Consider the following 26,968-nt stretch of genomic DNA (forward strand, 5'->3'; position numbering starts at 1 on the left):
CTTACAGACTATTCACAGCACGTCACAGGGCGCAACAGGTTTCCGGCAATTGCTCGAATCAGTGGAAGAAGTGACGCTCGCCCGTGAAGTACATCGTGACGCCGGCGGCCTTCGCCGCGGCGATCACCTCGTCGTCACGGACGCTGCCGCCGGGCTGCGCCACCGCGCGGACACCGGCGTCGAGCAGCACCTGCAGGCCGTCGGCGAACGGGAAGAACGCGTCCGACGCGGCGACCGAACCGGCCGCACGCTCGCCGGCCCGGTTCACCGCGAGGTGGCACGAGTCGACGCGGTTGACCTGGCCCATGCCGACACCGACGCTCGCGCCGCCGTTCGCCAGCAGGATGGCGTTCGACTTCACGGCGCGGGACGCCTTCCACGCGAACGCGAGGTCGGCGAGGGTGGCGTCGTCCGCGGGCTCGCCCGAGACGAGGCTCCACGTGGACTGGTCGAAGCCGGTGAAGCGGTCGGCGTCCTGCACGAGGAAGCCGCCGGAGATCTGCTTGACCTCACGCGGGGCGAGCGCGAAGTCCGCCGGGAGCGTGAGCAGGCGGATGTTCTTCTTGCGGGAGAGGATCTCCAGCGCCTCGGGGTCGAAGCCCGGTGCGACGACGACCTCGGTGAAGATGTCCTTCACGGTCTCGGCCATCGCCACCGTCACGGGACGGTTCGCGGCGATGACCCCACCGAACGCGGACAGCGGGTCGCAGGCGTGCGCGGCGGCGTGCGCGGAGGCGATCGGGTCGGCGGCGTCCGCTGCACCGACCGCGATGCCGCAGGGGTTGGCGTGCTTGATGATCGCGACGGCCGGCTCGGCGAAGTCGAACGCGGCGCGGACCGCTGCGTCGGCATCGACGTAGTTGTTGTACGACATCTCCTTGCCGTGCAGCTGCGTCGCCTGGGCGATGCCGGTGCCCTCGGCGGACGTGTACAGCGCCGCGGCCTGGTGCGCGTTCTCGCCGTAGCGGAGGGTCGCGGCCAGGTCGGCGCCGAACGACAGGTGCTCGTCGAAGGTGCCGGGGGTCGCGATGTCGCCCGCCGCGCTCGGGGCTGCCGCGGCCGCGGCCACGTCGCTCGCGAAGTACGACGCCACCGCGGTGTCGTACGCGGCGGTGTGCGCGAAGGCCTGTGCGGCGAGGCGCTTCCGGAGCTCGAGCGTGGTGCCACCGGCACGGACCGCCTCGACGACCTCGGCGTAGGAGCCCGGGGACACGACGATCGCCACGTTCGGGTGGTTCTTCGCGGAGGCACGGACCATCGCCGGGCCGCCGATGTCGACGTTCTCGACGACGGTCGCGGTGTCGGCGCCCGAGGCCACGGTCTCGACGAACGGGTAGAGGTTCACGACGACGAGCTCGAACGGCTCGATGCCGAGGCCCGCGAGCTGCTGCTCGTGCGACTCGAGGCGGAGGTCGGCGAGGAGCCCCGCGTGCACGGACGGGTGCAGCGTCTTCACGCGGCCGTCGAGCGACTCCGGGAAGCCCGTGACGCTCGACACGTCGGTCACCGCGTACCCGGCGTCGCGGATGGTCTGGGCCGTGGAGCCGGTCGACACGACCTCGACACCGGCGTCGGCGAGGGCACCGGCGAGCTCGAGCAGGCCGGACTTGTCGCTCACCGAGATGAGGGCGCGGCGCACGGGCACGACGTCCCGGTCGCGGTAGAGGCTGGGGTCGGCGGCGTGGACGCTCATGCGCTCGTGGTGCCCTTCAGGTCGGTGTGTCCGTTGGCGATGTCGAGGATGGTCTGGATGAGCAGGCGCCGCTCGACGGGCTTGATGCGGTCGTGCAGCGTCGACTCGGAGTCGCCGGGCAGGACGGGGACCCGCTCCTGCGCCAGGATCGGGCCGCTGTCGACGCCGTCGTCGACCTTGATGACGCTCGCGCCGGTCTGCTCGACCCCGGCGGCGAGGGCGTCGCGGACACCGTGCGCGCCCGGGAACTCGGGCAGGTACGCGGGGTGGGTGTTGATGATCGCGGGACCGAACTCGGAGACGACGGCCGGGGGCAGCAGGCGCATCAGGCCGGACAACACCAGCAGGTCGGGCGACCAGGGCCGGATCTGCTCGGCGAGCGCCTGACCCCACTCGGCGCGGGAGTCGAAGCGGGAGAACGGGACCGTGAAGGTCGGGATCGAGTACTCCTCGCCGAGACCGAGGCCCTCGGCGTCACGGTCGGCACCGATGGCGACGACACGGGCGGGGTACTCGGCGTCACGGGTCGCTTCGAGCAGGGCTCGGAGGTTCGAGCCGGTACCGGAGATCAGGACGACCAGTTCGAGCACGGGTCAAGCCTAGCGGCGGTCGAGCGGTGCGACGCCCGTCACCGGTCGCCCTTGGGACGGCGCCACCAGGGCAGCTCCTCCTCGGGGATCTGGTCGGTGGCGTCCCAGCGCTTCCCGGCGGGTGCGGCGGGCGGGGTGACGACGGGTTCGTCGTCGACGTCGTCGCGGCCGGCCACGAACTCCTCCGTGCTCCAGGGGAAGGCGGGCTGTTCGTCGATCCGGGCACCCGCGACGTCGGGGCGCTCCGGGCGGTGCCGGTCCGGGCGGTCGTCGGGCGCGGCGTCCGGGCGCTCGGCGTCGGAACCCGTGACCCGCTCGCGGAGGCTCTCCGCGCGGTTCTTCAGGCCGTCGGCCCGGCTCTTGAGGCCGTCGGCGCGGTCTCGGACGCCGTCGCGCACGCCGTCCGCCGCCCCACGGAGTCGTTCGCGGATGCTCCCGACCCGGCCGGCGGTCTCCGGGGTGCGGGAGGCGTCCGCGTTCGCCGGCACCGCGGGAGCGCCGGTCCGCGCCCAGTCCGGCAGCCGTACGTCGTGGTCGGTGTCGACCGCGTCCGGTGCGTCGTCGGTCTCGTCCGCGTCCGGTGCGTGGTCGGTCTCGTCCGCGTCCGGTGTGTGGTCGTCGGCGCGGGTGACGGGGTGGTGCGCCTCGTCGACGACGAAGCGGTGCACGTCGGTGGTGCGCCCGGCGCCGGCGCGGTCGAGCGCGTCGAGGAGGGACCCCTCGGCCTCGACGGACGCCGCGGCCGCTGCGGTCTCGGTGTCCTCGGTCTCGTGCCAGCGTTCACGCGTCCAGGACCGCTCGGGCATCCGCACGAGGTCCTGCCCGATCGCGAGCGCCACGATCGCGGGCACACCGACCTCGAGCGCGGCGAGCGACCCGACGACCAGGGCGTGCGGCCCGACGTCGGCGAGACGCCCCGGCCCGAAGGACCCCGACGACAGCCACGCGACACCGCCGGTGAGCACGCCGGCGACGATGCCGGTCGCGAGTCCGGCGGACGCACGGAGGAGCGCGCTGTCAGCAGCGCCGAGCACCCGCACGAGCCGCGGTCGCAGCAGCCCGCCGGCCGCGAACCCGGCGAGCACCGGGACGAGGATCCACAGCAGGCCGAAGGTGTGACCGGAGGACGGCAGCGCGCCGAACACCGGGATGCCGGGGATCGGGCCGAGCGTCGTGCCGATCGGCGAGACGCTCGATCCCGTCCCGATCGCGAACCCGGGGCCGACGAGCCACGCGGTGGCCCAGCCGACGAAGTCGGGCAGGAACGCCAGCTGCCCGATCGTCAGCGAGATCCCGCCGACGACCCCGGCGTGCGAGCGCTCGTACAGGGTGATCACCTCGGCGAAGGACCCGAGCAGCAGGAACCCGACGACGATCCCCGCGACGGCGACGACCATCGCGGTCGCGGCGGTCCCGGCGCGGAGCCCGAAGCCGACGACGGCGCGCCAGACCTCGGGGATGCGGTGCACCTGGTCGAGCACGCGACCGGTCACCGCGTCCGCGGGCATCGAACGTCGACGGCGGCAGACCTCGGCGGCGACGAGTGCGGGGACGCCGAACCAGAGCGCGGGGAACACGATCGCCTGCCAGAGCGTGGGGTGCAACGCGGAGGACGTGGCGGACAGGCCGAGGCCGAGCCCGAGGAGCGCGACGGCGGCGGTGCCGACGAGGATCCCGGTGACGCGGTGCTCCGTCTCGGCGAAGCGGCGCCCGGCTCGTGCGCCGAGCCAGGCCGTCACGACGGCGAACCCGAGCGCTGCGAGCGTGATCGAGATCGGGGCGGCAGCGCCACTGACACCCGATGCCTTCGCGGCGGCGGCGCTCAGCACGAACGTGACGTCGACCCCGTGGCCGACGAGCCAGATGTTGCCGGCGGCCTTCCAGAAGACGTCCCAGTCGACCTGCAGCCCGTACTCGAAGCCCCAGAGGAGCGTCAGCGGGACCAGCACGAGGCCGACACCGACGCCGACCGTCACCACCGCCTCGATCGCGGCGAGCAGAGCGGTTCCCAGGCGGTTCATCGCAGCGAGGATACGGGGCGAATCCACGAGACCGGCGTTGCCGCGCGGCTCCTGTGGAGAGTCAGCGCCGTCCGGAGAGCGACCAGACCTGGGCCGTCACCACGGCGACGATCAGTGCGAAGCCGTACGCGACCACCCGGCCGATGTCGAAGGCTCCGCACACGAAGACCGTCGCGAAGCCGGCGACGACGGCGACCACGACCGAGATCGGCGTCGTGTTCGTCCGCCCGGAGACGTCCGTGACGTAGCCGGCGCGTGGCTCATAGTCCGCCGGATCGTAGATCGCCGGGTCCCTGGGCATGGTCGTCGCCTCACGGTCGAGCGACACGTCCCCGTCATGACGAGGTCGAGCGAGCACGGCGTAGACGACGAACCACGCCCCCGTGGCCAGCAGCACGAGGGCGAGGACCCACACCGGCACACCGTCGCCGGTCACGGCGGAACGAAGCGGTGAGACGAGCGCTCCGAGCGCGATGGCCACGAGCGCGGCTCCGGCCACGATCCACGGTCGGGACGCCGGCGGCCTGGTCGTGCTCGTACCGGTGGATGGTGCGCTGCGCATGTCGCGATCGTACCGACGCGACGCAGGCGAGCCGTCAGATCCGCCCGGCACCGCGAACGACGGGAGGCTCGGCGCGGAACCCGCACCGAGCCTCCCGGCTGGCTCCTGTGGAGCCGTGATCCGCTCAGCGAGCGGCGACCACCTCGCGCAGCAGCGCCGCCGTCTCGGACGGCGTCTTGCCGACCTTGACACCGGCCGCCTCGAGCGCCTGCTTCTTCGCCTCGGCGGTGCCGGCCGAGCCGGACACGATCGCGCCCGCGTGGCCCATCGTCTTGCCCTCGGGGGCGGTGAAGCCCGCGACGTACCCGACGACCGGCTTCGTGACGTGCGCCTTGATGTAGTCGGCTGCACGCTCCTCGGCGTCGCCACCGATCTCACCGATCATCACGATGGCCTCGGTCTCGGGGTCGGCCTCGAACGCGGCGAGCGCGTCGATGTGCGTGGTGCCGATGACCGGGTCGCCGCCGATGCCGATGGCGGTGGAGAAGCCCAGGTCACGGAGCTCGTACATCATCTGGTAGGTCAGGGTGCCCGACTTGGAGACGAGGCCGATCGGGCCCTTGCCGGTGATCGTCGCCGGGGTGATGCCGACGAGCGACTCCCCCGGGGTGATGATGCCGGGGCAGTTCGGCCCGATGATGCGGGTCTTCTCGCCGAGCGCCTTCGCGTGCGCCCAGAACTCCGCGGAGTCCTGCACCGGGATGCCCTCGGTGATGACGACGACGAGCGGGATCTCGGCGTCGATGGCCTCCATCACGGCGTCCTTCGCGAAGGCCGGCGGGACGAAGACGATCGAGACGTCGGCACCGGTGGTGTCGATGGCCTCGCGCACCGAGCCGAAGACGGGCAGCTCGACGTCGCCGTGGGTGACGGTCGTGCCGGCCTTGCGGGCGTTCACGCCACCGACCACCTGCGTGCCGGCCTTGAGCATGAGCGCGGTGTGCTTGGTGCCCTCGCCGCCGGTGATGCCCTGGACGATGACCTTGGAGTCCTTGTTGAGGAAGATCGACATGGTCAGTCCCTTCAGGCCGCTGCGGCGGCGAGTTCGGCGGCCTGCTCGGCCGCGTCGTCCATGGTCGCGGCGACGGTGACGAGCGGGTGCGCTGCCTCCGCCAGGATCCGGCGACCTTCTTCCACGTTGTTGCCGTCCAGGCGCACGACGAGCGGCTTGGTGGCCGCGTCGCCGAGGATGCCGAGCGCGGCGACGATGCCGTTCGCGACGGCGTCGCAGGCGGTGATGCCGCCGAACACGTTCACGAAAACGCTCTTGACCTGCGGGTCGCCGAGGATGACGTCGAGGCCGTTGGCCATGACCTCGGCCGAGGCGCCGCCGCCGATGTCGAGGAAGTTCGCGGGCTTGACGCCGCCGTGGCGCTCACCGGCGTAGGCGACGACGTCGAGCGTCGACATCACGAGCCCCGCGCCGTTGCCGATGACGCCGACCTGGCCGTCGAGCTTGACGTAGTTCAGGCCGTGCGCCTTCGCCTTGGCTTCGAGCGGGTCCTCGCTGGCGGTGTCCTCGAGCTGCTTGTGGGCGTCGTGGCGGAAGTCGGCGTTCTCGTCGAGGGAGACCTTGCCGTCGAGCGCCAGGATCTGACCGTCGCCCGTGCGGACGAGGGGGTTCACTTCGACCAGCGTGGCGTCCTCGCCGGCGAACACGTCGTAGAGCTTCACGAAGACACCGGCGACCTGCTCGACGAGTTCGTCCGGGAACCCGGCCTGGCGAGCGATCTCCTCGCCGGCCTCCTGGTTGATCCCGGTCAACGGGTTCACCTCGACGCGGGCGAGCGCCTCGGGCTTCTCGACCGCGAGCTGCTCGATCTCCATGCCGCCCTCGACGCTGACGAGCGACAGGTAGGAGCGGTTGGCGCGGTCGAGCAGCACGGAGAAGTAGAACTCCTCGGCGATGTCGGCCCCCTGCGCCACCATCACGCGCTGCACGGTGTGGCCCTTGATGTCGAGGCCGAGGATCGCCTGCGCGTGCTCGAACGCCTCGTCCGGGGTCTTCGCGACCTTGACGCCGCCGGCCTTGCCGCGGCCGCCGACCTTCACCTGCGCCTTGACGACGACCACCCCACCGATCTTCTCGGCGGCGGCCTTCGCCTCCTCGGGGGTGTCGGCGATGATCCCCTGGAGGACGGGGACGCCGTAGGACTCGAAGAGGTCCCTGGCCTGATACTCGAAAAGATCCACGCTGTTCTTCTTCCCGCACGGTGTCGTGCGTCGGCATCGGTTTCGCAGGTCGCAGCGCTCGACGTCGAGGGTCGCTCGATGTCGAGACAACGGCCGCCGACCACCCTAGCGCCGACACATGGACGTCGAGACAAGACGGACGGCTGAGGAGCCACCGACCGCTGCGGCGTACACAGGAACCACCCCACGGAAGGAGCGCACATGACGGCGTCAGAGAACCAGCAGGCACAGGAACGTCTCGGCGAACTCCTCGAGCAGCGAGCGTTCGACCGCTTCGGCGAGGTCTGGGCCGAGGACGTGGTGGACCACGACCCGGCACCGGACCAGGCTCCCGGACTCGCCGGCATCGTCGACTTCTGGACGCAGTTCACGACCGCGTTCCCGGACCTCACGCTCGAGCCGGACCCGCTCGTCGTGACCGACGACTTCATCACCGCGGTCTTCACGATCCGCGGTACGCACACAGGCCCGTTCCAGGGGCACCAGCCGACCGGGCGCACGTTCACCGTCCGCGGCATCCAGGTCTCGAAGTTCCGCGACGGCAAGATCGCCGAGCGCTGGGGCGCCACCGACGAGAAGGGCCTGGCCGAGCAACTCCAGCTCGACCGGTCCGACGTGCACTTCGTCAGCGCCTGACCACCCGTACCCCCGACACCACGACCACCAGGAGGAACACCATGTCCGATCCCGGCATCAGCCCCGTCGACGACTTCGACTCCCAGGAGCGCCGCGACGACGACATCGACCGCGAGCACGTCGGTCCCTACGAGGTCAACGAGGCCGAGGAGTCACTCGAGACCGTCACCAACGACGCGGTCGCCGGCGAGACCGTCGAGCCGCAGGTCGGTGACGGCACCGACGACGGCCCCACCGGTGGCGCCCCGCGCGAGGGCAGCGCCGACCTCTGGGAACACGACGACGACACCGAACGCCCCGACCTCGGCGGCGACCTCGGGACCAAGCCGCTCTGAACGGCGGTCCGGTCCGGCACACTGGTGCCGTGACCAACGGACGGACTGGAGGCTCGGCGCCGGACGTGCGCCGAGCCTCCAGTCCGTCGTCGGGTCGGGAAACCGACCTCGCGCACTTCCTCGCGGACAGCACGCCCGTCATCTCCGGTGGGCGTGCCATCCTGCTGCAGATCGCGGACCCGGTGGTCGCCGCCGGCGTGCGACGGCACTCCGACTTCGCCCGGCGGCCACAGCAACGGCTCGCCCACACGCTCATGTACGTGTACGCCGTCGTGGTCGGGACGCCGTCGGACGCGGCGATCGCGACGTCCTTCGTGAACCGCGCGCACACGGCCGTCGCCGGCGCGGACGACGTCGACCGTCAGCTCTGGGTCGCGGCGACCCTCTACGACTCCGCGCTCCGGGCGCACGAGGAGTTCGGCGACCCCGTCCCGCCCGGACTGGCGCAGCGGGTGCTCGATGCGTACGCGCCGCTCGGTGTCGCGCTCCGGGTCCCCGCCTCCCGGTGGCCCTCGACCGTCCCGGCGTTCGACGCGTACTGGACCGCGACGCTCGGGACGCTCCGGGTCACCGACGACGCGCGCGGAGTCGTCCGCGACCTCCTGCACCCCCGGTTCGCTCCCCTGTGGGTGCGGACGGCGATGCCGCTCGTGCGCATCGTGACGGTGGGCATGCTGCCGGACGTCGTGCGCGCGCAGTACGGGTTCGCGTGGGGCCCGCGCGAGCAGGCGCGGTACGCCCGCACCGTCCGGTTCGTGCGTCGGATCCGGGCCGTCGTGCCGGGCGCGTTGCTCCGGCTCCCCGGTCCGCTGCTGCTCCGCGCGATGCGTCGGTACGCCACCAGGCGCTAGGGGTTGGCTGGGGGCATGGCTTCCGCTCCGCTCTCCGGCGACTCCTCGTTCGCGTTCCCCGAGCTCGACGACCCGCCCGCCTCGCCGCTCGACGTGGCGCGCACCTGGGTCGCGAACGCTCGGGACGTGTCCGAGCCGATGTCGATGACCCTGGCCACCGCGGCCGACGGAGCCGTGAGTGCCCGCACCGTCGACGTGAAGTCGATCGATGACCGCGGACTGGTGTTCGGGTCGTCGACCCAGAGCCCGAAGGGACAGCAACTCACCGCGAACCCGGCCGCCGCACTCCAGGTCTACTGGCGGGAGACCATGCAGCAGCTGCGGTTCGAGGGCGTCGTCGTGCAGCTCTCCGACCAGGAGTCCGACGAGCTGTTCAGCGCCCGGTCGCCCAAGTCGCGCGCGGCCACCGCGGTCGCCGCCCAGTCGGCGCCGCTCGAGGGCTCGTTCCAGGACCTCATCGACGATGCGAACGCACTGCTCGAGGAGTCGGAGGACGTGCCGCGTCCGGCGTCGTGGAGGGCGTGGCGGCTCGAGCCGACGTCCGTGGAGTTCTGGCACGGCAGCCGCGACCGCATGCACCGACGCCTGCAGTACCGCCGGACCGCCGACGGCTGGACGTCCGCGGTGCTGCAGCCGTAGCGGGCGCGTCCCGGCGCGGGGCGAGCTCCGCGCGATCGGCCAGCTCGACCATCGGCGGCGGTGCGGCGGCGGCGGTGCGGCGGCGGCGGTGCGGCACCGGCGTCGGTGCGGCGCCGGCGGTGCGGCGCCGGCGGTGCGGCGCCGGCGGTGCGTTTCGGCGTCGCACTACCAATCCCCGCTCGAACCACGGACGACCGTGGTTCGAGCGGGGATTGGTTGTGCGCCGTCGGTCAGAACCGCGGCGTCGCATCACCGAAACGCGAGAGGATGAGCGGGTGAAGCGAGGGAACGGACCCGCAGTGCGTCGGGCGACCAGTGCCGACGCCGCGGCGATCGCCCACGTGCACGTCACCGCGTGGCGCGAGGCGTACGCGCACCTGCTGCCCCCGTCGTTCCTGGCAGCCCTGGACGTCGACGCCCGGGCCGAACGATGGCGGGGCATCATCGCGGACCCGCAGACCGACGTGCTCATCGCCACGATCGGCGATGCCGTCATCGGGTGGGCATCCGCCGGCAGCGGGCGCGACACGACTGCACCCCGCGACCGCGAGCTCGAGGGCATCTACGTCCTGGCAGCGGCGTACGGCTCGGGTGCCGGCCAAGCACTGCTCGACGGAGCAGTCGGCGACGCTCCCGCGTACCTCTGGATGGCGGACGACAACCCCCGCGCCGAGGCGTTCTACCGGCGCAACGGGTTCCGTCGCGACGGCGCGGCCAAGCGTGAGCACCTCGGGCCGCACCCGATGGAGGCCGTGCGACTGGTCCGGTGAGGTCGGCTAGAGCTTCTCGATCGGAGCGATCTTGATGAGGAGCTTCTTGCGGCCCGCCGAGTCGAACGCGATCTCCGCGATGCGCTTGGCGCCCTGACCGGTCACCGCCGAGACGGTGCCCTCGCCGAAGTCGACGTGCTTGATGCGGTCGCCCGGTGCGAGCTCCATGTCGCCGTTGTCGCGGACCTGCCCGGACACCCGGTTCGCCCACTCGGTCTTCGGACGGGTCTTCGCCGCAGCGGCCGCGCGGTCGTACGAGCCGCCGCCCCAGCCGCCACCACCGCGGTAGCCACCACCGCCACCGCCACCGCCGTACCCACCACCGGCGCCGTCGCGCTTGGCGTTGAGCGCCCGGGGCTGCGTGCCGCCGCGGCTGTTCGCCATGCCCGGAGACTGCTTCCACTCGATGAGGCCCTCGGGGATCTCCTGCAGGAAGCGTGACGGCATCGCCACGTTGACGTCGCCGAACTGGGCGCGGGTCATCGCCAGCGACAGGAAGAGCGACTTCTTCGCTCGGGTGATGCCGACGTAGAAGAGCCGGCGTTCCTCGGCGGGGCCGCCCGGCTCGTTCGCCGACATGCGGTGCGGCAGGAGGTCTTCTTCGACGCCGGTGAGGAACACCGCGTCGTACTCCAGGCCCTTCGCGGTGTGCAGCGTCATGAGCGACACCGTGCCGGACGAGTCGTCGAGCTCGTCCGCCGCAGCGACCAGCGAGACTTCGGTCAGGAAGTCGCTGAGGGTGCCGTCGGGGTTGTTCTTCTGGAACTCGCGCGTCACCGCGACGAGTTCGTCGATGTTGTCCGCGCGGGCGGCGTCCTGCGCGTCGGGCGACTTCCGGAGCTGCTCGAGGAGCCCGGAGCCGTCGAGCAGCTGCGTCAGGGTGTCCACGACCGGCTGGTCGGCGGCCTTCGCCGAGACCTCGTCGAGGAGCGCCGCGAACGAGGTGATCGCGTTCCGCACCTTCGGCCCGAAACCGAGCTCGTCGGCGTGCCGCAGGGACTCGCGCATCGTGACGTCGTGGTCGTCGGCGTAGCGCTGCAGCGTCGTCTCGGTGACGGCACCGATCCCGCGCTTCGGCACGTTCAGCACGCGACGGAGCGCCATCGGGTCCGCGGGGTTCGCGACGGTGATCAGGTACGCCATCGCGTCCTTGATCTCCGCACGCTCGTAGAACTTCGTGCCGCCGAGCACCCGGTACGGGATCGCCGCACGGATGAAGATCTCCTCCAGCGCACGGGTCTGCGAGTTGGTGCGGTAGAACACCGCCATGTCGCGGTAGTCCATGCCGTCCTCGTGCAGGCGCTGGATCTCGTCCGCGACGAACTGGGCTTCGTCGTGGCCGGTGTAGCCCGTGAACCCGACGATCTTGTCGCCCGCGCCGACCTCGGTGAAGAGGTTCTTCACCTGCCGGTCGAAGTTGTTCGCGATGACGGCGTTCGCCGCGTCGAGGATGTTCTGCGTCGAGCGGTAGTTCTGCTCGAGGAGGACCACCTTCGAGTTCGGGAAGTCCCGCTCGAACTCGACGATGTTCCGGATGTCCGCGCCACGGAAGGCGTAGATCGACTGGTCCGAGTCACCGACGACCGTCAGCGAGGCACCCGCGATCGATCCGTCGGCTTCGCGCATGCGGGCGACGTGCTGCCCTTCGTCCTCGAGCCGGTCCACCTGCTCAACCGGCACCGGACGAGTGAGCTCGCGGATCAGGGAGTACTGCGCGTGGTTGGTGTCCTGGTACTCGTCGACCAGGATGAAGCGGAAGCGCCGCTGGTAGAGCGCTGCGACTTCCGGGAACGCCCGGAACAGGAACACCGTCTGACCGATGAGGTCGTCGAAGTCGAACGCGTTGGCCCGGCGGAGCTCGTTCGTGTAGCGCCGGAAGACCTCGGTGAACATGACTTCCTGCGGATCGTTCGCGTTGATGTTCCGCGCGTACGAGTCGATGTCCTGCAGCTCGTTCTTGAGCTTCGAGATCTTGGACGCCGCGGCGCCGACGGTCAACCCGAGGGTGTCCGCTTCGAGGTCCTTGATGATCCGCTTCAGGAGCGCACGCGAGTCCGCGGAGTCGTAGATGGTGAACGACTGCGGGAACCCGAACCGCTCGGCTTCGCGTCGGAGGATCCGCACGCACGCCGAGTGGAACGTGGAGATCCACATGCCTTCCGACGCCTGCCCGACGAGGGCACGGACGCGCTCGCGCATCTCGGCGGCGGCCTTGTTCGTGAACGTGATCGCGAGGATCTGCGACGGCCAGGCTTCACGGTTCGCCAGGAGCAGCGCGATGCGGCGCGTGAGCACGCTCGTCTTGCCGGAACCGGCGCCGGCGACGATCAGCAGGGATTCGCCGCGGTACTCGACCGCTTCCTTCTGCTGGGGGTTCAGACCGGCGGTGAACGGGTCTTCGTAGGGGCGGTCCCCGGCACCCGGCTCGGGCGTCGAGTCGAATGGGTCGAGCACGATCGTCATGTCCGGGACAGTCTAGGCCGGGCCCCCGACACCGGCGATCCCGTCCTCGACGAGCGAACGTGCGCGGACCGCGAGGTCGGCGTGGTCGGCGAACACCCCGTCCACACCGGTCCGGATGATCGACGTGAACCACCGCTCCCAGTCCCCGTGCCCCGCAACCTCGCCGCCACGACGGAGCGGCGCCGGCAGGAACCGGTTCTCCGGACGGAGTGTCCAGGTGAAGACGTCCAGCCCGGCGGCGTGCGCACGATCGACGACGTCCGACCGGACCGGCCGCGGATCGTCCACGCGGACCGGATCGGTCCCCGCCATCACCGTGCCGACGGGGAGGCTGATCCCGTCGAACTCCGCGGCGAGCGTCGCCAGCGCCGGGTCGGTGCGTTCGGCGGCGTAGCTCGGAGCTGCGGACCCGTGGGCGGCGACCTCGTCCGCGGCGCTGCCACGGGCCTCCTGGAGGTAGACGAGCCGGCCACCCGCACCACGCGCGCGGAGGTCGCGGAGCACCCCCTTCTCGAAGCACTCGAACGTCAGTTGGTCGTCGTCGCGCCAACCCGCGTCCCCGACGGCGGCGTCGACGAGCGCTCCCATCGGGTACCCGATCCCGTCGAAGTACGTCGCGTGCTTCACCTCGGCCACGAGGCCGACCGGGCGCGGAGCGGCGTCGAGGATCGCGAGCAGGTCCTCCAGCCGCAGGATCGGGTCCTCGCCGTCGTGCGAAGCGGACCGCGGACGCAGCTCCGGCAGTCGCTCGCGGGTCCGGAGCGTGCTGAGCTCGTCCCACGTGAAGTCCTCGGTGAACCAGCCGGTCAGCTGGGCGCCGTCGATCCGCTTGGTCGTGCGGCGATCGCGGAACTCGGGGTGGTCGGCGACGTCGGTCGTGCCCGAGATCTCGTTCTCGTGCCGGAGCACCAGGACGCCGTCCTTCGTGGGGACGAGGTCCGGTTCGATCGCATCGGCGCCCAGGTCGATCGCGAGTTCGTACGCACTGCGGGAGTGCTCGGGCCGGTACCCGGAGGCACCTCGGTGGGCGATCACCAGGGTCATGCGGCCGACCCTACTGGGGTGGGGTGTCGTGCCGGCCGCACGAGGCTCGGACGACGAGTTCCGGCGGGAACTCCTCGTGGTCCGGTGCGGTGCCGTCGAGCACACGCCGGACCGCTGCTTCCGCCATGGACTCGATGGGCTGCCGGACGGTCGTGAGGGGCGGCCACGTGTACTCGGCTTCCCACGAGCCGTCGAACGCGACCACGGCGACGTCCTCGGGGACACGGACCCCGCGCTCGTGGAAGGCGCGGAGCAGGCCGACCGCGGTGCGGTCGGAGGCCGCGAAGACCGCGTCCGGCCGATCCGCCTCGTCGGCGCCGTCGCCGCTGGCCGTGCCGTCGCCCTCGTCGGCGATCTGCAGGCCCGCCACGTAGCCGCCTTCCCGGGTGTAGCCGCCGTCGTACACCCGGCCCGGAGGCACGCCCTGACCCGCACACGCATCTCGCCATCCACGGTGGCGGGCTTCTCCCGCGTCGGGCTGGCCGACGAACGCGATCCGGTTCCGTCCGTGGGCCAGCAGGTGCCGGGTTGCCAGCTCCGCCCCGGAGCGGAGGTCGGTGCCGACGCTCGCGACACCCCCACGTGCCGCGGAGACGTTGAGGTCGACCCACGGGAGCCCTACCGGGTCGATCGCGGACCGGTCGACCGCGCCGCTCGAGAGCACGAGCACGCCGTCGACCATCCGGGCGGCGAACTCCTCGAACCGGGCGCGGATGCCGTCCGGCTCGAAGCTCGTCGCAGTCGAGTACAGGGCGTAGCCACGCTCGCGCGCTGCCGACTCGATCGCCGCCGCGTACTCGGCGAAGAACGGGTTGGCGAACACCGGGTCTTCTCGGTCGGGGACGGCGAGCACGAGTGTGCGCGCCGATCCCGACCGGAGTGCCCGTGCGGCCTGGTTGGGGCGGTACCCGAGTTCGGCCACCGCGGCGAGGACGCGCCGCCTGGTCTCCGGGGCGACCGGCGCGCCGCCGTTCAGGGCGTAGCTGACGACCGCGTCGGACACCCCGGCGAGCCGAGCGACGTCCCGCCGGGTGGGTTTACGTGCTCGTTCACCCGTCGGTGCCTCGTTCGGTCGCCCGCTCGGCTCCTCGTTCGGTCGCCCGCTCGCTCGATCGGTCACCGGTCGATCATGACACCCGGTCGGCGACGGGCAGGCGCTCCCCGACGGCCACGGGCGCATCGCCCTGGTCCGGGATCGGCAGGCGCTCGCCGTCCCGACGAGCGGACTCGAACGCGATCAGGCCGGGCAGCGTGTACCGCGCGGCCTGCCAGGCGTTGACCGGGGGCAGGACGCCGTCGTTCACCGCGGTGACGAAGTCGTCCACCAGGAGCTGGTGCGAGCCTTCGTGCCCGTTGGGTGCGAAGTCGAACTCCGCGGGCAGGCGACCCGTCAGGGAGTCGTGGACCGGGGCGTGCCCGGAGACGAAGGAGCTGCGGAGCGCGGGCGAGACGTCGGCGAGGCGCGGGTCGTCTTCGTCCATGGTCGGACGAGTGGCGATCTCCTCGGAGACGTCCGTGACGCCGTCGCGGTCCTGCCAGACGGAGTTCGTGACGAGCTGCTCGAAGCTGCCGTCGGTGCCGAACCAGCGGAACCGGCTCTCACGGATGTACGACGGGAACCCGACACGGCGGAACTCGTTGATGCGCATCGATCCGCCGCCGTCGAGCTCGAACAGCGCGGTCATGTTCGAGTAGTCGTTGTCGAACATGCTGACGTCGGTGTCGAACACCCCGTCGCCGCGGTCGTCGTGCACGCCGATGCAGCTGACGCTCGTCGCGTGCCGCGGGACGGCTCCGAGGACGCCGCCGATGGCATGCGTCGGGTACCACATGGGCGGGTAGCTCGCGGTGGCCTTCCAGTCGTCGCCGCCGCTGTACTTGTAGGCGTCGTAGAACCCGAGGTCCATGTCGTGGACGTAGTCGCCCTCGGCGTAGAACACCCGGCCGAAGGCGCCCTGCTCGGCCTTCTGCCGCGCGAAGACCGTCGCGGGGTTGTACTGGCTGGTCTCCCCCATCATGTAGGTGAGGCCGGTCTCCTGCACCGCCGCGATGATCGCTTCGATCTCGGTGACGGCGACGGCCATCGGGACCGCGGAGTACACGTGCTTGCCCGCGCGGAGCGCCTGCAGCACGAGCGGCCCGTGGGTCCAGCGCTGGGTGAAGATCGCGACCGCGTCGACGTCGGGGCTCGCGAGCATCGCGTCGAGGCTCGGGAAGGTCCCCGCGAGGGCGAGTTCGTCGACGAGCTGGTCGGCGCGTTCCGGGATGACGTCCGTGGCGTACACCGCCGAGATGCCGGGGTGCTTGTCGAACAGGGTCGCGAAGTGGCTGGCGAACTGGCCTGCTCCGACCATGCCGAGGGTGAACGTCATGCTGGCTCCTTCTGCCGGGGTGCGTCGTTGCTGTCCCATTGTGCTGACGCGGGTTTACTCGTGTCAACCCTCGGTTCCGGGTGTGGAGGGGCGTGTGTCCGAGGGCACATGTGGAGGACTGAGCGACTCCGGTCCCAGGTCCCGGCGCGAGCATCCCGTCATGGCCGACCGATCCCTCTCCACCGCCGTCGAGTACCGCATCGAGCGTGCGGCTCGCCGGGTCCTCGACGCCGGCCGGCAGCCGCGCAGCCCGGCCCGGGTGTTCGTGACGGAGTTCCTCGTGTTCGGGGCGAAGCAGGCGTGGGCGTGCACGTTCGGCGCCGCACTGCTCCTCGTCATCGCGACCGCACGGCTCGCGTGGCCGGAGGACGCACCGCTCGCCCGGAACGACGCCCTGACGATCGCCGCGGTCCTGATCCAGGTCGGGATGCTGGCGTTCGGGCTGGAGACGGTCCGTGAGCTCCGCGTCGTCCTGCTCTTCCACGTGGTCGGCACCGTGATGGAGGTCTTCAAGACCGACGTCGGCTCCTGGTCCTACGACGGCGGCGGTGTGCTCCACATCGCCGGGGTACCGCTGTTCTCCGGGTTCATGTACGGCGCCGTGGGGTCGTACATGGTCCGCGTGTACCGCCTGTTCGACCTGCGCTTCGAGCGGTACCCGCGGCAGTGGTGGACCGCGGTCGTCGCCGGCGGGGTCTACGGGAACTTCTTCGCGCACCACTTCGTGTGGGACGCCCGGTACCTGCTGCTCGGCGCGGTCGTGCTCCTCTTCGCCCGGACCACCCTGCACGCCCGGGTGCACCGCGCCACGCTCCGGATGCCACTGCTCGTCGCGATGACCCTCGTCGCGGTGTTCATCTGGATCGCGGAGAACGTCGCGACCTGGGCCGGCGCGTGGACCTACCCGGCCCAGGAGGCCGCGTGGCACCCCGTCGCCCCGACGAAGATCGTCGCATGGCTGCTCCTCATGACGATCTCGGTCGTGCTCGTCACCTGGCTCTACCGCCCGAAGCCGCCCGACGTGCCCTCGGCGAACTCCCGACGCCCGCCGATCCGCCGCGCAGCGCGTGCCCGTAGAGTGCAGGCACCGGTGGCAGCACCGGCGTCCGCTCGCCGCGAATCCTCAGCCTTCCGGCGCGATGCCCACCTAGGCTGAGAGGACGCGAAGGAACGGTCCACGTTCCCGCTCGACGACCCGAATCCAGAGGAATCACGAGGACACCATGGCTTTCAAGCCCGGTTTCGATCAGTCCCCCGCCTTCAACGACGCGGGCCGGAACGCTTGGGGCGCCGGCGCCAATTCGCAGCAGCGGACCGGATGGGGCCAGACCCCCCAGCAGTCGGCGGGCATGACACCCGAGCAGCTGCAGCACATGTACGACCGTCCGTCGGCGAACACCGTCGACACGGACCGCATGTCGTACGAAGACACCATCATCAAGACGCTCGTGGCGTTCGGCGTGCTGGTCGTCGGTGCGGTGGCCGGCTGGAACCTCCCTCCGGTCGTGTGGATCGCCGGCGCGCTCATCGGTTTCGTGCTGGCGCTCGTGAACACCTTCAAGAAGAAGCCGTCCGCGGGCCTCGTGCTGGCGTACGCGTTCTTCGAAGGACTCTTCGTCGGCGGCATCTCCGGCTACTACAACAGCGCGTTCGAAGGCATCGTCACGCAGGCGGTCTTCGGCACCCTCGGCGTGTTCTTCGTGACGCTCCTGCTGTTCACGTCGGGCAAGGTCCGCGCGACCCCGAAGGCGACCAAGTTCTTCCTCGTCGCGATCGTCGGGTACATGGCGTTCTCGCTCGTGAACCTCGTCCTCATGTGGACGGGCGTCACCAGCACCGCGTTCGGACTCCTCGGCACGACGATCTTCGGCATCCCGCTCGGCGTCGTCATCGGCATCTTCGTGGTCATCATGGCCGCGTACTCGCTCATCCTCGACTTCGACCAGATCAAGACCGGCGTCCAGCGCGGCGCACCGCGCATCTACGGGTGGACGGCAGCGTTCGGCCTCATCGTGACGCTCGTCTGGCTCTACCTCGAGATCCTGCGCATCCTCGCCATCATCGCGAGCAGCCAGCGCAACTAGGACGCGCAGCGCCCGCACGAACGCGAAGGGCCCCGGCGAGTACGCCGGGGCCCTTCGTCATTCCCGCGCTGCCCCACCCGGACGCGCACGGACGGACGCACGAAGGCCCGCCGAGCGCAGCTCGACGGGCCTCCGGGAGCGTCAGGCGCTCACTCCCACTCGATCGTCCCCGGCGGCTTCGACGTGACGTCGAGCACGACGCGGTTGACGTCCTTGACCTCGTTCGTGATGCGGTTCGAGATCTTCGCGAGCACGTCGTACGGCAGGCGCGTCCAGTCCGCGGTCATGGCGTCCTCGGACGAGACCGGACGGAGCACGATGGGGTGCCCGTACGTCCGGCCGTCACCCTGGACGCCCACGGAGCGGACGTCGGCGAGCAGGACGACCGGGCACTGCCAGATCTCCTGGTCGAGGCCGGCGGCGGTGAGCTCGGCGCGCACGATGGCGTCGGCCTCACGCAGCAGCGACAGCCGCTCGGCGGTGACCTCTCCCACGATGCGGATCCCGAGTCCGGGGCCGGGGAACGGCTGGCGCCCGACGATGACCTCGGGCAGGCCGAGCTCGCGGCCGACGGCGCGGACCTCGTCCTTGAACAGGGTGCGGAGCGGCTCCACGAGTTCGAACGTCATGTCCTCGGGGAGGCCACCGACGTTGTGGTGCGACTTGATGTTCGCGGTACCGGCACCACCGCCGGACTCGACGACGTCCGGGTAGAGGGTGCCCTGCACGAGGAACTTGACCTCGCCCTCGTCGCCGTCCGCGCGGGCCTCGAGGACGAGTGCCTCGGCCGCCGCTTCGAACGTGCGGATGAACTCGCGCCCGATGATCTTGCGCTTCTGTTCCGGGTCGCTCACGCCGGCGAGGGCGTCGAGGAACTGCTGCTCGGCGTCGACCGTGACGAGGCGGACACCGGTCGAGGCGACGTAGTCCTCTTCGACCTGCTTGCGCTCGTCGGCGCGGAGGAGCCCGTGGTCGACGAAGACGCAGGTGAGCTGGTCGCCGACGGCCTTGTGCACGATCGCGGCGGCGACGGCGGAGTCGACGCCACCGGAGAGCCCGGCGATCACGCGTGAGGAGCCGACCTGCGCCTGGATCCGGGCGACCTGCTCCTCGATCACGTTCGCCGAGTTCCAGTCGCCGGGGAGCCCGGCAGCACGGTGCAGGAAGTTCTCGAGCACGGCCTGGCCGAACGCGGAGTGCTTGACCTCGGGGTGCCACTGCACGCCGTAGAGCTTGCGCTCGTCGGAGGCGAAGGCAGCGACGGGGGTCGACGAGCTGGACGCCAGGACCTCGAAGCCCGCCGGGGCCTCGGACACGGAGTCGCCGTGCGACATCCACGTGGTCTGGGACGCCGGCTGTCCACCGAGCAGGACGCTGTCGGTCCCCGTCACGGAGACGTCGGTCGCGCCGTACTCCCGGAGCCCGGTGTTCGCGACGGTGCCGCCGAGTGCGGTGGCCATGGCCTGGAAGCCGTAGCAGATGCCGAGGACGGGGACGCCGAGCTCGAGGATCTCGCCGTCGAGGGCCGGTGCCCCCTGCTCGTAGACGGACGACGGGCCACCGGACAGCACGATGGCTGCGGGGTCCTTCGCGCGGATCTCCTCCGCGGAGATCGAGTGCGGGACGATCTCGCTGTAGACGTTCGCTTCACGGACGCGGCGAGCGATGAGCTGCGCGTACTGTGCTCCGAAGTCGACGACCAGGACGGGGCGCTGTTCGGTCTCGCTCACCGAGCGGCCTCCTTCTCACGCGCCTGTTGCGCGGTCAGCTCGTGGTAGGTGTCCATGGCGATCTTCTGCATGCGGTGCTCGACCACGAACGACATGAACGGGATGATGCCCCCGAGGGCGATGAGCAGGAAGCGGATCGGCTTCCAGCGCATGATGCTCCACAGACGGAAGTCGGTGAACAGGTACAGCACGTACAGCCAGCCGTGGGCGATGAGGATGCCGATCGACAGGTTGAACGTGCCCGGGTCCTTGCCCGCCGTGCCTTCCGGCACGAAGAACGCGCCCCCGCCGAGCTGCATCTCGAGGTGCAGCGGCGTGTACTTGATGACCATCTCGATCACCAGGGCGAGCAGGAGCACACCGGTGATGTACGCCGAGACGCGGTACCACTTCACCGCGCCCGGGATCTTCGGGATGTCGCGGGTTCGGACGGTCAGAGCCATATCGGCCATCCTACCGTCGCGTGAGGAGGACCTCTTCGTCCTCGTTCTCGCGCTCCCAGGCGTCCTTCACGAAGCGCCACCAGAGGAACACGGCGAACCCGGCGAAGACGACCCACTCGACCGCGTAGAAGAGGTTGAGCCAGTCGAACTGGACGTCCCGGGTGGGGGCACGGTCGGCCACGGTGCCGAGGTCGGCTGCCGACGCAGTGGTGCCGTCGGCGACGACGTACCCGCCGTACATCCGGTCGTCGAAGGCCGTCCAGGTGTTCACGAAGCGTGCGGGTGCGACGGCCGAGTACTGGTCCTGTGTGAAGGAGTCCTGGTCCGGCGACTCCGACGGGTAGTAGCGGCCCTCCACCGTGACGGTCGCGCCGTCGGCCAGGCGGTCACCACCGGCGACGGCGGCCGAGCGCTGGTCGGACCATCCGAGGACGACCGGGAGGCTCGCTCCGGTGACCGTGTCGACCATGTGTCCCACGGTCTGGTAGCGCCCACCGCCGCTGCGCCCGGTCAGCACGGTCGTGTCCCCCGCGACGAACCGGCCGGTGACGGTCACCTTCTGACCGGCGAGGCTGTCACCGACCCCGCGCTCGGGCTTCGAGACGTCCGAGAGCACGTGGCGCGTCTCGGTGGTGGCCGGCAGTGGCTTGCCGTTCTCGATGCTCCGTTCGAGCTGCCACTTGCCGAGGAAAGCGAACACCGCAGCGAGGACCAGCGCCAGCAACAGCAGGGCGATCCACCTCGGTCGTCGGGCAACGGCCCACATGCGTTTCAGTACTCCGGATCGCGTTGGCGTGCCGGGCGTTCGGGGCGCTCGGCGGGGATCTCGACCGACGACGTCCCGCTGCTCACCGTCTCCGGTTCTGGCGTGGGCGTCGTCTCCGGTTCCACATTCTCCCGCTCGTCCCTGCCAGCAGCCTCCACGAGGGCGATCTCCTCGGCGAACCGGGCGTCCCGCTCGGCCTTCCGCGCTGCCGCCGCCTCGGCGGCGGCGCGCTCGCGCCCACGCAGCTTGCGCACCCGGGCGGGACGCAGCACGAGGCGGCCGATCCGGTCCGAGTTCGACGCGAGCACGGGGCCCAGAACAGCCATGATGAGGACGTAGAGGCCCGCGAACGCGGTGATCCGAGCCTCCAGACCGGCGGCGGCCGAGAGCGTCGCGAGGATCAGCGCGAACTCACCACGGTTCACCAGGATGACGGCGGTGTTGATGCCCTGCTGGGCGTTGAAGCCGTTCATCCGGGCGACCAGCTGACCTGCGACGGCGTTCAGCACCACGGTCATGCCGATGGCCGCGAGGACCGGCCAGACGACCTCACCGAAGGTGGAGATGTCGAGGCCGAGGCCGAAGTTGACGAAGAAGAACGCGGCGAAGACGTCGCGCATCGGCAGAGCGAGCTGCTCGATCCGGTCGCGGTACCGGGTGGCGCCGCAGAGCAGCCCGATGACGAAGGCGCCGATCGCGTCGGTCACGCCGAGCAGGTCGCCGATGCCACCGAACATCACTGCGAGGCCGAAGAACAGGATCGTGAACAGCTCGTCGTCACGGGTCGCGAAGATCCGCGAGACCTGCTTCCCGCCCCACCGCGCCAGGCTGAACATCACGATCAGGAAGCCGAACGCCAACGCGAGCTTGCCGATCACGCCCCAGATGTTCGTGTCGCCGGAGAGCACGACGGACACGATCGCGAGGTAGATCGCGATGAAGACGTCCTCGATCACCGTGACGCCGAGGATCATCGGGGTCTCGTCGTTCGCGAGTCGTCGGAGTTCGATGAGGAGCTTCGTGACGATGGCGCTCGACGAGGTCGCGGTCATGCCCGCGATGACGAGCGCTTCTCGCGTGCCCCAGCCGAGGGAGAACCCGAACGCGAACCCGGCGGCCATGTTGATCGCGACGTACGTGCCGCCGGAGATCAGGAGCTTGCCGGCGTTGCCGTAGAACTCCTCCTGGTCGAACTCCAGCCCGAGGTTGAACAGGAGCAGGATCAGCCCGAAGGTGGCGATCAGCTCGATGGTGTGGGACTCGACGCTCAGCCCGATCCACGGCGTGTGCGGACTCGCGATGAGCCCCACGATCATGTAGATCGGGATGGCGGGCAGGCCGATGAGCTTGCCGAGTCGTCCGAGGACGTAGGCGATGAGGAACAGGCCGCCGATGGTCAGCAGCTCACCACCGAGGTCCATCCGCGTTACCTTCCGGGCGGGGCCTCGGCAGCAGCTGCCGCCGCGAGCTCACCGCTGCGGTAGAACGAGAAGGCCTTCGCGACCTTCTCGGGGGAGCCGGCCACGACGATGGTGTCGCCGGGGAAGACCACGAAGTCGGGCGAGGGCGCCGGGTTGGCGCTGTCACCGCGGACCACGGCCACGACGGTCAGGCCGATGAAGCCGGAGTCGTGGAGGTCGCCGAGGGGCTTGCCCGCGATCGCGTCGTCGTAGTCGACGGAGAACCAGTCGATGGAGAGGCCGGGGATCTCGTCGAGCTTGTCGAGGCCCTCGGTGATCCGGGTACCGCCGAGGAGCTCGGCGAGCGTGTGCGCTTCGTCCTCGCTGAGACGGAGCGAGACCTTCTCGGACTTGTCCGCGCCGTCCGAGACGTCGGCGAACGAGATGAGGTCGGAGTGCCCCGACCGGTGCGTGATGACACCACACTTGCCACCGTCGTCGGTGTAGAAGCTGTGCAGCACGCCGACTCCGGGGAGTTTGACGCGATGAACGTCGACCATGATGGCTCCCTTTTCGAGTACGCCCATGCTAACCACCGTGGAGTCCCGAGCATTCCATCTGTGGAAACTCGGTCAGCGCAGGATCCCGAGGCTCCGGGCTGTGGAGACGGCCGCCGTTCGCGACGTCACCCCGAGCTTCGAGAACACGTGCACCAGGTGCGACTTCACGGTCGCGTCACTGATGTGGAGCGCCGCGGCGACGTCACCGTTCGAGGCACCGTCGGCGACGAGTCGGAGGACCTCGAGCTCTCGGCCGGAGAGGCTCACCTGCGGCGACCGCATCCGCTCCATCAGCCGTCCGGCGATCGCCGGGGCGAGTGCGCTCTCGCCCGCCGCGGCGGCGCGGACCGCAGCCACGAGCTCCGCCGGCGGCGCGTCCTTGAGGAGGTACCCGCTCGCGCCCGCTTCGACCGCGCTCAGGATGTCGCCGTCGGTGTCGTAGTTCGTCAGCACGAGGACGTACGGCGGGGCATCGAGGGCGCGGATGCGTCGCGTGGCATCGGCACCGGTGAGCGACTGCCCGAACTGCAGGTCCATGAGCACGAGCTCGGGGCTGAACGCATCGGCGTACTCGACCGCTTCGTCGGGATCACCGGCTTCGCCGACCACCTGGATGCCCTCGGCCGCGTCGAGCAGGGCACGGAGCCCGGCCCGGACGACCGGGTGGTCGTCCGCGATGACGATCCGGATCACCTCCCCACCTCCAGCACCGCCACCAGCGTCGTCCCCCGGCCGAGAGCGGTGTCGACGTCGAGTGTGCCGCCGAACTGGGCGACGCGCTCTCGCATCGCCCGCAGACCGAACGAGTCCGTCCGCCCGGCGCCGGACTGCACGGTGACCGGATCGAACCCGGACCCGTCGTCCGCGACGGTGAGACGGGCTTCGTGCTCATCGGTGGTGAGCACGATGCGGACGATCGTCGCCCCGGCGTGCTGGACGACGTTGGCCACGGCACCCTGGGCGATGCGCAGGAGTGCGCTCTGTGCCGTCATCGGCAGGTCGATGGCATCCGGGACGCTGACCCGCACGGCGAGGCCGTCACGCGTCGAGGACTCGGCGAGACGGCGGAGCGCGGCGGCCAGACCCTGGTCGAGCGACGGCGGGGAGAGCTCGCGGATGAACCGTCTGGTGTCGGCGAGGCCCTCGGCCGCGGTCGCACGGGCGAGTCGGATGTGCTCGATCCCCGGGCGCTCCCCGTCGGCCAGTTCGGCGGCGTGCAGGAGCATCTGGATGCTCGAGAGGCCCTGCGCGACGGTGTCGTGGATCTCGCGTGCGAGCCGCGACCGCTCGGCGAGGACGCCCTGTTCGTGCTGGGTCGCCGCGAGCTCGCCCTGGGTGGCGATGAGTCGCGCGACGATCTCTTCGCGTTCGACGGCTTCACGGGCGAGCGCACGGTACCCGAGCCCGATCAGCAGCGCCACGCCGGCACCGACGAGCGGCCCGACGACACCGCCCACGGTGAACCCGCCGTGGACCCCGAGCGCCACGATCGCGACCCCGGTCGCCACGACCACCGCCGCGGGGCCGACGACGCCCGGGAGTACGTGGAGGTACAGGAAGAAGAGCGGGAAGACCAGGTAGGCGGCCTCGGGCACGAGGACGAGGAGCGCGATCCAGACCACCGTGAGTGCACCGATCCAGCTCGCGCTCGCAACGGTGCGCCAGCGTGGTCCCGCACGCGCCACGCGGCCACCGGCGACGTAGACCGCGGCGAAGACCACGGTGAGCGTGAGGGCGATCCACATCGACGGGCCACGATCGACGAGGACCCGCACCACGGCCAGGACGGTAAGCACGGAGAAGAGCACGTGCAGCCCCGTCCGGAGCCCCACGAAGACCGGGGTGAGCGTGCTGTGTGCCATGGCACCACCAGCGTACGGAGCAGGCATCCGGAGGAGATCAACCGAAAGTTCGATCCCAGGACCAACCCGGACGACGATGCTCCGCGACCCCCCTCCGGCGAGGCTGATGGAGACGTCGCAGAGGGTCTGCGACGCAGAAGGGAGACACCGTGTTCGTCGCCTGGCGCGACCTGCGACATGCCCGCGGACGCTTCGTCCTCATCGCCGCGGTGGTCGCGTTGATCACGTTGCTCGTCGGCTTCCTCGCGGGGCTCACCGGGGGCCTCGCCGCCCAGAACGTCTCGGCGGTGCTCGGCCTCCCCGGCAGCCGGCTCGTCCTCCAGCAACCGTCGAGCGGCCAGCCCTCGTTCTCCGAGTCCACGGTCAATGCGGACACCGTCGCCGCCTGGCGTGCCACGGGCGGCGTCGACGGGGTGGTCCCGATCGGGATCGTCCAGGGCCGCGCGCAGGGGGTCGAGACCAGCAGCGCGGCCACGGGCACCCCCGTCGGCGTCGCGCTGTTCGGGCTCCCGCACGACGCGCCCCGTTCGGCGGTCTCGGACCTGGCACCGGCCCGCGACGACCAGGTGGGGCTCTCCGCCGGCGCGGCCGAAGACCTGGGCGTCTCGGCCGGTGGCCACGTCACGATCACGGGCAGCACCTACCGCGTCGCCAGCGTGGGCGTCGACGCCTGGTACAGCCACACGCCCGTCGTCGCGATGACCCCGAACGCCTGGGCAGCGGCCGACCAGCGACTCGGCGGCGACGGTGAGGCCACCGTGCTGGCCGTGCGCGGGGACCCCGACTGGGACGCCGCCGCCGATCGCACCCACACCGCCGCCGATGCACCACTGCTGAGCCTCGGCGCCCTCGAGACCTTCAAGTCCGAGGTCGGGTCCCTCGCGCTGATGATCGCGATGCTGTTCGGCGTCTCGGCACTCGTCGTCGGGGCGTTCTTCACCGTGTGGACGATGCAACGCGCGGGAGACGTCGCCGTGCTCAAGGCACTCGGGGCGAGCACGGGCTCGCTCGTCCGCGACGCACTCGGTCAGGCTCTGGTCGTACTCGTAACGGGGATCGGCGTCGGCATGCTCGCGGTCGTCGGCCTGGGCGCACTCGCCGGTGGCGCGTTGCCCTTCCTCCTCAGCCCGCTGACCACCCTCGTCCCGGCCCTCGCGATGGCCGTGCTCGGTCTCGCCGGGGCAGCGGTCGCCCTCCGGACCGTCACCGCGACCGACCCCCTCACCGCCCTCGGGAGCAACCGATGATCACCCTCGACGACGTCATCCTCACCTTCCCGGACGGCGCATCCCGCGTCACCGCTGTCGACCACGTGACACTCCGAGCCGACGCGGGCGTGGTCACGGGCATCACCGGTCCGTCCGGCTCCGGCAAGTCCTCGCTGCTCGCGGTCGCGGCGACGCTCATCCGGCCAGACGCCGGCCGCGTGCTCATCGGCGACGTCGACGCGGCGGAACTCACCCGTGACGAGGCCACGACGATGCGGCGGGAACGGATCGGCATCGTCTTCCAGCAGTCCAACCTGCTGCCATCGCTCACCGCCCGGGAGCAATTACTCGTGATGGCCGAACTCGGCGGGACACCTCGAGCGCAACGCCACCGGATCGCTGAACGCGCCGACGAACTCCTCGACGCCGTCGGCCTGTCCGGTCAGGCGGGCAAACGCCCGGCGCAGCTCTCCGGCGGGCAACGGCAGCGGGTCGCCATCGCCCGGGCGCTCGTCCACGAACCGGACGTGCTGCTCGTGGACGAACCCACGAGCGCGCTCGATCAGGAACGCGGGTGGGCGATCATGGACCTCGTCGCACGCCTCACGCACGAACGTCGGACGGCCACCCTGCTCGTCACCCACGATCTCGTCCACCGGGACGCGCTCGACGACCTCGTCACCATCGTGGACGGTGCGAACGCTACCAGTGCTCTCTCGATGGCCCGCGGGGGCTGAACGATGCGG

At 70.7% G+C, this 26,968-nt stretch carries 26 protein-coding genes; 9 read left to right on the forward strand and 17 right to left on the reverse strand.

From position 1 onward, the window contains the following. Positions 1–58: 58 nt before the first annotated feature. From purH to sucC, 6 genes are all read right to left on the reverse strand, one after another. Positions 59–1,693 (reverse strand): bifunctional phosphoribosylaminoimidazolecarboxamide formyltransferase/IMP cyclohydrolase, encoded by a 1,635-nt coding sequence (gene purH / locus EDF24_RS00990; RefSeq protein WP_123700845.1) that lies wholly within the window; start codon positions 1,691–1,693, stop codon positions 59–61. Then, on the reverse strand, positions 1,690–2,283 hold the full coding sequence (gene purN / locus EDF24_RS00995; protein WP_123654755.1) for a phosphoribosylglycinamide formyltransferase: 594 nt from the start codon (positions 2,281–2,283) through the stop codon (positions 1,690–1,692). The genes purH and purN overlap by 4 nt, the downstream gene beginning before the upstream one ends. 38 nt (positions 2,284–2,321) lie before the next feature. Continuing rightward, a complete protein-coding gene (locus EDF24_RS01000) occupies positions 2,322–4,304 on the reverse strand; it encodes a DUF6350 family protein (protein ID WP_123700846.1) in 1,983 nt (660 codons plus the stop codon). Positions 4,305–4,365: 61 nt separating this feature from the next. Next, positions 4,366–4,866, reverse strand: a complete 501-nt coding sequence (locus tag EDF24_RS01005) for a hypothetical protein (RefSeq protein WP_148070767.1) — start codon at positions 4,864–4,866, stop codon at positions 4,366–4,368. A 124-nt stretch (positions 4,867–4,990) separates the two neighbouring features. Further along, complete coding sequence (gene sucD, locus EDF24_RS01010; RefSeq protein ID WP_123700848.1) at positions 4,991–5,878, reverse strand: succinate--CoA ligase subunit alpha; 888 nt, start codon at positions 5,876–5,878, stop codon at positions 4,991–4,993. Between the two features lie 11 nt (positions 5,879–5,889). Beyond that, positions 5,890–7,059 (reverse strand): ADP-forming succinate--CoA ligase subunit beta, encoded by a 1,170-nt coding sequence (sucC, locus tag EDF24_RS01015; RefSeq protein WP_123700849.1) that lies wholly within the window; start codon positions 7,057–7,059, stop codon positions 5,890–5,892. 201 nt (positions 7,060–7,260) lie between these two features. Here sucC and EDF24_RS01020 point away from each other — a divergent pair, with 201 nt between their 5' ends. The 5 genes from EDF24_RS01020 (at position 7,261) to EDF24_RS01040 (ending at position 10,290) form a co-directional block, all read left to right on the forward strand. Then, the gene (locus EDF24_RS01020; RefSeq protein ID WP_123654759.1) at positions 7,261–7,695 is read left to right on the forward strand and encodes an ester cyclase; all 435 of its coding nucleotides are present in this window, start codon (positions 7,261–7,263) and stop codon (positions 7,693–7,695) included. Between the two features lie 41 nt (positions 7,696–7,736). Beyond that, positions 7,737–8,030, forward strand: a complete 294-nt coding sequence (locus EDF24_RS18970) for a hypothetical protein (protein ID WP_185021532.1) — start codon at positions 7,737–7,739, stop codon at positions 8,028–8,030. 29 nt (positions 8,031–8,059) lie between these two features. Further along, positions 8,060–8,881: an oxygenase MpaB family protein gene (locus tag EDF24_RS01030; RefSeq protein WP_185021533.1), complete on the forward strand. Its 822-nt coding sequence runs from the start codon at positions 8,060–8,062 to the stop codon at positions 8,879–8,881. Between the two features lie 15 nt (positions 8,882–8,896). Further along, positions 8,897–9,520, forward strand: coding sequence for a pyridoxal 5'-phosphate synthase (locus tag EDF24_RS01035; protein WP_123654761.1), 624 nt, complete (start codon positions 8,897–8,899; stop codon positions 9,518–9,520). 275 nt (positions 9,521–9,795) lie between these two features. Further along, positions 9,796–10,290, forward strand: a complete 495-nt coding sequence (locus tag EDF24_RS01040) for a GNAT family N-acetyltransferase (RefSeq protein WP_260233323.1) — start codon at positions 9,796–9,798, stop codon at positions 10,288–10,290. Positions 10,291–10,296: 6 nt separating this feature from the next. Here the strand turns inward: EDF24_RS01040 and EDF24_RS01045 are convergent, their stop codons facing one another. From EDF24_RS01045 to EDF24_RS01060, 4 genes are read right to left on the reverse strand one after another with little or no spacing between them, the layout of a single operon-like run. After that, positions 10,297–12,753, reverse strand: a complete 2,457-nt coding sequence (locus EDF24_RS01045) for an ATP-dependent helicase (protein ID WP_123700853.1) — start codon at positions 12,751–12,753, stop codon at positions 10,297–10,299. 12 nt (positions 12,754–12,765) lie between these two features. After that, entirely contained in the window at positions 12,766–13,797 is a 1,032-nt protein-coding gene (locus EDF24_RS01050) for a glycerophosphodiester phosphodiesterase family protein (RefSeq protein WP_123700854.1), read from the reverse strand. Positions 13,798–13,807: 10 nt separating this feature from the next. After that, on the reverse strand, positions 13,808–14,977 hold the full coding sequence (locus EDF24_RS01055; RefSeq protein WP_123700855.1) for a LacI family DNA-binding transcriptional regulator: 1,170 nt from the start codon (positions 14,975–14,977) through the stop codon (positions 13,808–13,810). Then, the gene (locus EDF24_RS01060; protein ID WP_123654764.1) at positions 14,925–16,169 is read right to left on the reverse strand and encodes a Gfo/Idh/MocA family protein; all 1,245 of its coding nucleotides are present in this window, start codon (positions 16,167–16,169) and stop codon (positions 14,925–14,927) included. The genes EDF24_RS01055 and EDF24_RS01060 overlap by 53 nt, the downstream gene beginning before the upstream one ends. A gap of 160 nt (positions 16,170–16,329) precedes the next feature. On the opposite strand from EDF24_RS01060, the gene EDF24_RS01065 reads away from it, so the two are divergent. Continuing rightward, a complete protein-coding gene (locus tag EDF24_RS01065) occupies positions 16,330–17,325 on the forward strand; it encodes a DUF817 domain-containing protein (RefSeq protein WP_123700856.1) in 996 nt (331 codons plus the stop codon). Positions 17,326–17,518: 193 nt separating this feature from the next. Beyond that, positions 17,519–18,253, forward strand: a complete 735-nt coding sequence (locus tag EDF24_RS01070) for a Bax inhibitor-1/YccA family protein (RefSeq protein ID WP_260233324.1) — start codon at positions 17,519–17,521, stop codon at positions 18,251–18,253. A 149-nt stretch (positions 18,254–18,402) separates the two neighbouring features. Here the strand turns inward: EDF24_RS01070 and guaA are convergent, their stop codons facing one another. Genes guaA through EDF24_RS01105 form a run of 7 tightly spaced genes read right to left on the reverse strand, consistent with a single transcriptional unit; the run spans position 18,403 to position 25,014 of the window. Next, on the reverse strand, positions 18,403–19,983 hold the full coding sequence (gene guaA / locus EDF24_RS01075) for a glutamine-hydrolyzing GMP synthase (RefSeq protein WP_123654767.1): 1,581 nt from the start codon (positions 19,981–19,983) through the stop codon (positions 18,403–18,405). Beyond that, positions 19,980–20,426 (reverse strand): DUF3817 domain-containing protein, encoded by a 447-nt coding sequence (locus tag EDF24_RS01080; protein WP_123654768.1) that lies wholly within the window; start codon positions 20,424–20,426, stop codon positions 19,980–19,982. Before EDF24_RS01080 ends, guaA begins: the two co-directional genes overlap by 4 nt. A 10-nt stretch (positions 20,427–20,436) precedes the next feature. Further along, the gene (locus EDF24_RS01085; protein ID WP_123700858.1) at positions 20,437–21,192 is read right to left on the reverse strand and encodes an SURF1 family cytochrome oxidase biogenesis protein; all 756 of its coding nucleotides are present in this window, start codon (positions 21,190–21,192) and stop codon (positions 20,437–20,439) included. Between the two features lie 5 nt (positions 21,193–21,197). Next, positions 21,198–22,613, reverse strand: a complete 1,416-nt coding sequence (locus tag EDF24_RS01090) for a cation:proton antiporter (protein WP_123654770.1) — start codon at positions 22,611–22,613, stop codon at positions 21,198–21,200. A gap of 5 nt (positions 22,614–22,618) precedes the next feature. Then, positions 22,619–23,179 (reverse strand): cation:proton antiporter regulatory subunit, encoded by a 561-nt coding sequence (locus EDF24_RS01095; protein WP_243698202.1) that lies wholly within the window; start codon positions 23,177–23,179, stop codon positions 22,619–22,621. Between the two features lie 45 nt (positions 23,180–23,224). Next, the gene (locus tag EDF24_RS01100; protein ID WP_123654771.1) at positions 23,225–23,845 is read right to left on the reverse strand and encodes a response regulator transcription factor; all 621 of its coding nucleotides are present in this window, start codon (positions 23,843–23,845) and stop codon (positions 23,225–23,227) included. Beyond that, positions 23,842–25,014, reverse strand: a complete 1,173-nt coding sequence (locus EDF24_RS01105) for a sensor histidine kinase (RefSeq protein ID WP_123700859.1) — start codon at positions 25,012–25,014, stop codon at positions 23,842–23,844. The genes EDF24_RS01100 and EDF24_RS01105 overlap by 4 nt, the downstream gene beginning before the upstream one ends. A gap of 149 nt (positions 25,015–25,163) precedes the next feature. Here EDF24_RS01105 and EDF24_RS01110 point away from each other — a divergent pair, with 149 nt between their 5' ends. Together EDF24_RS01110 and EDF24_RS01115 are read left to right on the forward strand one after the other, a co-directional pair. Beyond that, positions 25,164–26,261: an ABC transporter permease gene (locus EDF24_RS01110; protein ID WP_123654773.1), complete on the forward strand. Its 1,098-nt coding sequence runs from the start codon at positions 25,164–25,166 to the stop codon at positions 26,259–26,261. Beyond that, a complete protein-coding gene (locus EDF24_RS01115) occupies positions 26,258–26,959 on the forward strand; it encodes an ABC transporter ATP-binding protein (protein ID WP_123700860.1) in 702 nt (233 codons plus the stop codon). The genes EDF24_RS01110 and EDF24_RS01115 overlap by 4 nt, the downstream gene beginning before the upstream one ends. The last annotated feature ends 9 nt before the right edge of the window (positions 26,960–26,968 follow it).

The organism is Curtobacterium sp. PhB130 (assembly GCF_003755165.1).
Lineage (GTDB): Bacteria > Actinomycetota > Actinomycetes > Actinomycetales > Microbacteriaceae > Curtobacterium.

Excerpts from the sequence above, each read along its gene's own strand:
- purH (WP_123700845.1), bottom strand. The coding sequence starts at position 1,693 with ATGAGCGTCCACGCCGCCGACCCCAGCCTCTACCGCGACCGGGACGTC.
- EDF24_RS01000 (WP_123700846.1), bottom strand. The coding sequence starts at position 4,304 with ATGAACCGCCTGGGAACCGCTCTGCTCGCCGCGATCGAGGCGGTGGTG.
- EDF24_RS01005 (WP_148070767.1), bottom strand. The coding sequence starts at position 4,866 with ATGCGCAGCGCACCATCCACCGGTACGAGCACGACCAGGCCGCCGGCG.
- sucD (WP_123700848.1), bottom strand. The coding sequence starts at position 5,878 with ATGTCGATCTTCCTCAACAAGGACTCCAAGGTCATCGTCCAGGGCATC.
- EDF24_RS01020 (WP_123654759.1), top strand. The coding sequence starts at position 7,261 with ATGACGGCGTCAGAGAACCAGCAGGCACAGGAACGTCTCGGCGAACTC.
- EDF24_RS18970 (WP_185021532.1), top strand. The coding sequence starts at position 7,737 with ATGTCCGATCCCGGCATCAGCCCCGTCGACGACTTCGACTCCCAGGAG.
- EDF24_RS01035 (WP_123654761.1), top strand. The coding sequence starts at position 8,897 with ATGGCTTCCGCTCCGCTCTCCGGCGACTCCTCGTTCGCGTTCCCCGAG.
- EDF24_RS01045 (WP_123700853.1), bottom strand. The coding sequence starts at position 12,753 with ATGACGATCGTGCTCGACCCATTCGACTCGACGCCCGAGCCGGGTGCC.
- EDF24_RS01050 (WP_123700854.1), bottom strand. The coding sequence starts at position 13,797 with ATGACCCTGGTGATCGCCCACCGAGGTGCCTCCGGGTACCGGCCCGAG.
- EDF24_RS01055 (WP_123700855.1), bottom strand. The coding sequence starts at position 14,977 with ATGCGCCCGTGGCCGTCGGGGAGCGCCTGCCCGTCGCCGACCGGGTGT.
- EDF24_RS01060 (WP_123654764.1), bottom strand. The coding sequence starts at position 16,169 with ATGACGTTCACCCTCGGCATGGTCGGAGCAGGCCAGTTCGCCAGCCAC.
- EDF24_RS01065 (WP_123700856.1), top strand. The coding sequence starts at position 16,330 with ATGGCCGACCGATCCCTCTCCACCGCCGTCGAGTACCGCATCGAGCGT.
- EDF24_RS01070 (WP_260233324.1), top strand. The coding sequence starts at position 17,519 with ATGACACCCGAGCAGCTGCAGCACATGTACGACCGTCCGTCGGCGAAC.
- EDF24_RS01080 (WP_123654768.1), bottom strand. The coding sequence starts at position 20,426 with ATGGCTCTGACCGTCCGAACCCGCGACATCCCGAAGATCCCGGGCGCG.
- EDF24_RS01085 (WP_123700858.1), bottom strand. The coding sequence starts at position 21,192 with ATGTGGGCCGTTGCCCGACGACCGAGGTGGATCGCCCTGCTGTTGCTG.
- EDF24_RS01090 (WP_123654770.1), bottom strand. The coding sequence starts at position 22,613 with ATGGACCTCGGTGGTGAGCTGCTGACCATCGGCGGCCTGTTCCTCATC.
- EDF24_RS01095 (WP_243698202.1), bottom strand. The coding sequence starts at position 23,179 with ATGGGCGTACTCGAAAAGGGAGCCATCATGGTCGACGTTCATCGCGTC.
- EDF24_RS01105 (WP_123700859.1), bottom strand. The coding sequence starts at position 25,014 with ATGGCACACAGCACGCTCACCCCGGTCTTCGTGGGGCTCCGGACGGGG.
- EDF24_RS01115 (WP_123700860.1), top strand. The coding sequence starts at position 26,258 with ATGATCACCCTCGACGACGTCATCCTCACCTTCCCGGACGGCGCATCC.